Source organism: Bradyrhizobium genomosp. III, from assembly GCF_000261705.1.
Lineage (GTDB): Bacteria > Pseudomonadota > Alphaproteobacteria > Rhizobiales > Xanthobacteraceae > Bradyrhizobium > Bradyrhizobium ottawaense.
The window spans coordinates 1-6,044 of the sequence record NZ_AJQF01000285.1 but is presented as its reverse complement, the minus strand read 5'-3'; the positions used below and the strand labels follow the sequence as shown (position 1 = coordinate 6,044).

Here is a 6,044-nt window from a genome sequence, read left to right as displayed (position 1 = left end):
CAAGCCGATGAAGACGATCGAACGGGCCGAGGTGATGTGCTGGAGCGCGAGCGCCGTCAGCAGCGGGAAGCCGACCACGACGCCGATGGCGACGATGGTGAGAGAGGCGAAATCCCCCCGCTGCGGCCGGGCCTGCCGCAGCACGCCGAGCACGGCCACACCGATCAGCGCCGCGATGACCGCGCGGGCCGATGTCAGGAACAGCGCGGAGAAGCCGCCGACCGCGACGCGCGTCGCCGGCAGCGAGCCGCTGAAGATGATGACGCCGAGCAGGCCGTTGCCCCAGCCGCTTCCCGCAGATTGCATGTCCGTTCCGCCTTTCCCGAGCCGCGATACTCGGCTGCCGGCGGTGGCACGACCAGTCACAATCCAGTACAATCCGGCAAATCTGTATGGGTATGGAAGGTGATACACCTTGGACATCGGAGCGCCATCGAAGGGACGCGGGGGCACGCGGACCATTGACGTGATGAGCGCGATCCGCGCCAAGGTCGCCGGCCGCGCGCTCAGTGCCGGCGACCGCCTGCCATCGGTCCGCAGCCTGGCCGCCACGATGGGCGTGTCGCCGTCGACCGTCGTCGAAGCCTATGATCGCCTCGCAGCCGAAGGCCTGATCCGCGCCCGTCGCGGCTCCGGCTTTTATGTCTCGCCGACCATCATGCCGCCGCTTGCGCTGACCGAGGCCGGGCCGCGGCGCGACCGGGAGGTCGATCCGTTCTGGGTCTCCAGGCAATCGCTCGATGCCGACGCCGCCGTGTCGAAGCCCGGCTGCGGCTGGCTGCCGGCGGAGTGGATGCCGGAAGCGGCCTTGCGCCGCGCCGTCCGTGCCCTTGCGCGGACCGATGCGGATCTCTTGACGGACTATGGCAGCACGCGCGGCGGCCTTTCGCTGCGCCGGCTGCTGCTCGCGCGCCTTGCCGAGGATTCGATTCCCGCGTCGGTCGATCAGCTCATGCTGACGGGCTCGGGCACGCAAGGCGCCGACCTCGTCTGCCGCTTCCTGCTCCGTCCCGGCGACACGGTGCTGGTCGACGATCCCTGCTACTTCAATTTCCGTGCGCTGCTGCGGGCGCATCAGGCCAGGATCGTCGGCGTGCCCTATACGCCGTCGGGCCCTGATGTCACCCGCTTCGAGCAGATCCTCGGTGCCGAACGTCCCAGGCTCTACGTCACCAATTCAGCGCTGCACAATCCGACCGGCGCAACGATGTCGCTTGCAACCGCGCACCGGCTTCTGACTGTGGCCGCCGCGCACGACCTCACCATCATCGAGGATGACATCTTTGGCGATTTCGAGCCGGAGCGCTCGCCGCGCCTAGCGGCGCTCGACGGGCTCACCCGCGTGATCCGCATCGGCAGCTTCTCCAAGACGCTGTCGGCCTCGGTACGCTCAGGCTACATCGCCGCGCGCGCCGACTGGATCGAGCATCTCGTCGACCTCCAAGTCGCAACCAGCTTTGGCGGCCCGAGCCCGGCCGCGACCGAGATCATCGCAAAGGTGCTGGCCGGCGGCAGCTATCGCAAGCACATGGACGAGCTCCGGCAAAAGCTGACGCGGACGCGCCGCGACGTCGCGCGAAAACTTCAGGCGTTGGGGCTGGAGCCATGGCTGATGCCACGCGGCGGATTCTTCCTCTGGTGCCGGCTCACAGGCGGACAGGACGCCGCGCAGGTCGCGCGCGCCGCGCTTGAGGACGATGTCGTGCTCGCGCCGGGCAACGTGTTCAGCGTGTCGCAGACGTCACATCACTTCATGCGCTTCAACGTGGCGCAGATGAACGATCCCCGGGTGTGGGAGGTGCTGCGGCGAGCATTGAAAAAACACGGCCGAAACCATGGCGCCTGATACCCGTCGCAACAACGGAATTAGCCAAACTGTGCAAGGCCGATACTAATTGGACGGAAAGAAGTTGCAGCATAGTTCTGCTGGTTTAAGCTGCGAGTGAAAATTGTTTTGCCGGCCGTCGATCCGGTCACATCATTAGCTGAATGACATTCATGCGCTACTTCATTCTCGCGGCAATTGCAGCTGTTGGAGCCTGCAATTTTCCGGCCCAGGCCGAGACCCTGCAGAAGAAGCACGGTCCCGGGTGGAACTGCAGCTACATCTCCGTCGAATTGCAGGGTCTGTATAAAAAATGCATGGAGTGCGACAGTCTCAAGCAGGACGTCGCTCGAACTGCCTATGATGCCGGACAATGCATTGACAGGGCTTCGTTGAGAGAAAACCTCACGACCCGACCGGACTACGAGAGTCCCCAGGAGGAGCGGATGCGGTTGAACGGCGCAGCCGCCGTCGCTCGCGAGTTGCAGGAGCTTCAGCGTTGGCGAAATCAGCGCACCCCGCTGGAGTCGGACGTTTCAGGTGACGGCGGCGGGCGAGTGGCCCCCAGCGCCCGGAGACCAAATTCCTCCCCAAGCGGAAATTCCTTCCCAACCAGAGAGTCGGGCGTCAGCGGCGCCGGCGAGCGAGCTGGATCAGGCTCGAATTCACCCGAAATCGGCTCAAAGCCATCCGGATCAAACGTCAGCAGTCCAACTCATTCGCCATCCGCGGCACCTGTCGGCGGCGTGCACATCGGAGCGGCTCCGACGGGGAAGGAAAGCGACCTGGGCGAGCTCAGGCGCAAGGTTCTCAATTTGAAGAAGCCGGATACTTAACTTCGAAATTTCTCGAAGCGGGGAAATAGACCTCCATGATGCACAGAGTGCTTGTCAATCGGCGCGGCTTCCTGGCGTCGGGCGTCAGCGCGCTCGTCGCGCAACAGCCCCTGGCTGCGGTGGCGGCTGACAGCGCCTGCAAGGCTCCCCCCGCGACGGCGATCACGGACATGCGGGCGGACGTCGCGGTTTCGCTGCGCGAAGCCTTGAAGCGGGCGAAGTCGGGCGGACCAAAGCGGCTGACCGGATTGACCCGCATCGACGCTGTCTGCCGGGACGACGACAACGATATCCTGCTTTGCGGAGTTGCCGAGAGGGGCCAACCGGATCTCTATCTCGACGATCTCATCGTCGCGATCAGATCGGCCGACAGAAAATACGGGAAGATCGAGCCGGGAATCTCTCTGGACCCGGACAGAAGCCAAACGCCCGGTCTCGACCAGATTGCCGGGCGCGACGCGGCCGCGAAGCAACAATACCTGCGCATGTGCTCGCAACAGCCGCAAATGGTTCGCGTGGACGCCCTGCCCAGGCATTCCCGCGTGACGAAGGTGCTCGTCGAAGCCGATTATCGCATGAAGCAGGTTTCGCAGGGCACGCTTCAACTGCCGGTTGATCCGCCCTTGCCCGGGACGTTCACGCGCCGGCTCAACCAGTCGCGGCAGATGCTTCGGGCTGGCACGTCCACGGGCGATTGGAGCAGCCGGCGCCGGTTCTGGTTTGAACCCGGCAAGTTCGAATATGCACACGATTATGAAACAGCGTTCCTGCAGTCGGCCCAAGTGATCCTCAGCGACGCGGATGCCGACGCAGATGCAGGGGCCAAGAGCGGGAACGAAGATCCCATCGCAAGGGAGTTCGCCTGTGATTGGACCGCTCGCATGGAGGAGACAATTCGTGCCGAGCCGATCTGGCGCGACATGTACAATATCTACCGGCATTTCGCGATTGCACATATCCTGAAGGAGCGGAACCTCTACGCGTATGATCTCACGCGACTGATCGACGCTCATGAGATCGATCACGTTGCATTGCCGGATTCGCTTCCAGGCCTGGGGCGCTGGGAAACCCTCGAAGAAGCGAAGGGCAATCGCCGTCTGACGCTGGTCTCATCGGTCTGCGGTGGGGTTTCGCTCGGGCTCGCATCGCGTTTGACGGCGAACAGAGTCAGTTCTGAAAGCAAGTCGCCGTCGCAAATTGCACTGCTGTCGCGGGCGATCGTTCTTTCAAGACCGGAAAAATCATCGGTGAGCTGGACGGTTCCGCCGACGGCGCTTCAAGCCGCAGCAAAGTGGTATGTGGAACGGGAAGAGCAGCGCTTACAAGCAAAGAGAGAGTCCGAGGAGAAGGAGCGCAAGGAGGCTAACGACATCAAGATGGGAATGGCGCTGCTGGGCGGGTTCGTGGTGACCGGAATATTGGCCGGGTGGCTGCTGAATCGCCGAAACGCACCGACCCCGGAATTGGCGGCCGCCGGTCCGGACGCATCATCAACGCCACTCCTGAAGAGTCCCGGTGAACCAGGGACGTCGGGGGAGCTTGCAGGCTTGCGACGCAACGACCTTTGCCCATGCAATTCAGGAAAGCGCTTCAAGCATTGTCATGGCGCACACGAAGCAACTTAATACAACGGCTCCTCATAGACCGGCTCGCCGTCGAGCAGCAGCCGCTTGATGGCGGCGCGGCCTGAGGGGAGCACGGCGGCAACGATCCGCAGCTTCTGCTGGTTGCGGGCCTGCTCGAGCTTGCCGCCCTCGCCTTCCGGCACGAAATAGCTTTCGAGACCATATTTGATCGTCAGCCTGTCGCAGAAGGTGCGGACGTTGGATCCGCAGGAATAGTTGACGCGGCCGCGGATCAGCACCTCGGGCGCCGTGACCGGCACCGGCTCGGCATGCGCCGACACGGCGGCGTAGACGCCATCGGCATTAGGCGCGAGCTTGACGAACACGACGGGATTGCGCGCGTCGGCCGGCTTGCCGGCGAGCGCACCGGCCGGCAGTTGCGAGATGTCGTAGCGCAGCACGACATAGTCGCCGCGCAGGAGATCGCGGGGATCGACCGGCTGCGTCTGCAGAGTGACCTCGGTGCCCTCGCGCAAAATCTGCATGCGGTCGGCGACCATCAGCACCAGCAGAACGCATTGCAGCAGGACGGCGGCTGCGAATAGCGCGGCTTTCGGGATGCGCTGCCAGAACTCGGAAACGGCCGTGACCAACCTGTTCATCGCGCAGCCCTCGGCAGTGCGCGATTGAGCGCCGTTGCAAAGACGACAGTGACGATGCCGGCCGCCGCAAGGAACGCCGAGCGACGCAGCAACGAGCCCTTCACCGCCCAGGTGATGCCGGCGATCACACCGGCGATCCCGAGCCAGCCGGCGACGATGCGCGGGCGCACGTCATCGAGCACGCCTGATACGACGAGGCACAGCATGGCGCACAGCAGCGCGGCGTAAGCGAACCAGGGCTCGCCGGCCGTGGAGACCGGCCAGATCGGCGCGGCGAGCAACACCAGCCCGGTCGCGCAGGCGCCGAGGATCTCGCCCGCACGCTTCGTCAACGTGGCGGAGACGAGGGCGAGGATCACGCCTGCGGCCCCGCACAGGATCGCCCACAGCGGCTGGCCGGACGCCGTGCCGGTCCGGAAGCGAATGAAATCGTCGACCGTCGTCACCTCCAGGACAGCGACAGCGGCCAGCGAGAACGCCCCGTAGATCGACAGGACGGTCCCGAGCCGGAGCGCCCTCGGCGAGGGCCAGGCTGCAAGCGCGAGCCCGGCGCCGAACAGCAGGGCGGCGCCGTTGGCGAGCACGAAGGACGGCTGGGCGCCGTCGAACTCGAAGCGGAGCGACGTCGCGATCCACCACGGCAGCACCGCCAGCGCGACGAGATGCGCGGCGGCGCGCGAATTCCAGGCGAAGGCGAGGCTTGCTGCGATCAGCCAGACCGCCACGAACGGAAGATGCAGGACGTCGGGCGCGTCGTAGATCCGCATGCAGGTCCAGATGCAGGCGGCGACGAGGCCGACCGCGAGCGCACCGCGCGAGCCGGTCAGCAGTGCCGCCGCGAACGCGCCGATCGACCACAGCAGCATGCCGCCGGCAAAGTCGTCGCCGAGATGATACATCTGGCCGACCAGCGCGATGCCTGCGCCAAAGATGATCGCGCCGACGCTGGCGCAGAGATCGGCGAGAACATTGCGGCCGCTCGCCGCGAACCAGGCCCCGAGGCCAGAGGTAGCGATCATGCCGGCGAGCAGGATCGCGAACCGCAACAGCCGCGCGATCTCGGTCCAGTGCGCCGCGACGAAGGCAAGGAATGCGGCCGCGATCAACAGACCGCCGACGATGCCGACGACCACGGCGATGTTGATGCCCGCAGGCA

General features: G+C 65.1%; 5 protein-coding genes and 1 pseudogene. 3 read left to right on the top strand and 3 right to left on the bottom strand.

Going from position 1 to position 6,044, the window contains the following annotated elements; genetic code table 11:
* Positions 1–306: pseudogene (locus IC66_RS0124225) on the bottom strand (EamA/RhaT family transporter); the annotation flags it as partial.
* Between the two features lie 163 nt (positions 307–469).
* Between IC66_RS0124225 and IC66_RS0124220 the strand changes: the two are divergent.
* The 3 genes from IC66_RS0124220 (at position 470) to IC66_RS0124215 (ending at position 4,286) form a co-directional block, all read left to right on the top strand.
* Positions 470–1,846, top strand: a complete 1,377-nt coding sequence (locus IC66_RS0124220; protein WP_354267472.1) for an aminotransferase-like domain-containing protein — start codon at positions 470–472, stop codon at positions 1,844–1,846.
* Positions 1,847–1,998: 152 nt separating this feature from the next.
* Positions 1,999–2,661 (top strand): hypothetical protein, encoded by a 663-nt coding sequence (locus tag IC66_RS46435; RefSeq protein WP_157158087.1) that lies wholly within the window; start codon positions 1,999–2,001, stop codon positions 2,659–2,661.
* Positions 2,662–2,696: 35 nt separating this feature from the next.
* The gene (locus tag IC66_RS0124215) at positions 2,697–4,286 is read left to right on the top strand and encodes an SEC-C metal-binding domain-containing protein (protein WP_038949367.1); all 1,590 of its coding nucleotides are present in this window, start codon (positions 2,697–2,699) and stop codon (positions 4,284–4,286) included.
* Here IC66_RS0124215 and IC66_RS0124210 read toward each other — a convergent pair.
* Both IC66_RS0124210 and IC66_RS0124205 read right to left on the bottom strand, forming a co-directional pair.
* Positions 4,283–4,888 (bottom strand): GDYXXLXY domain-containing protein, encoded by a 606-nt coding sequence (locus IC66_RS0124210; protein ID WP_038949366.1) that lies wholly within the window; start codon positions 4,886–4,888, stop codon positions 4,283–4,285. The genes IC66_RS0124215 and IC66_RS0124210 overlap by 4 nt on opposite strands.
* Positions 4,885–6,044: DUF2157 domain-containing protein (locus IC66_RS0124205; RefSeq protein ID WP_038949365.1), on the bottom strand; the 1,160-nt coding region annotated here is incomplete at its 5' end. The genes IC66_RS0124210 and IC66_RS0124205, both read right to left, overlap by 4 nt.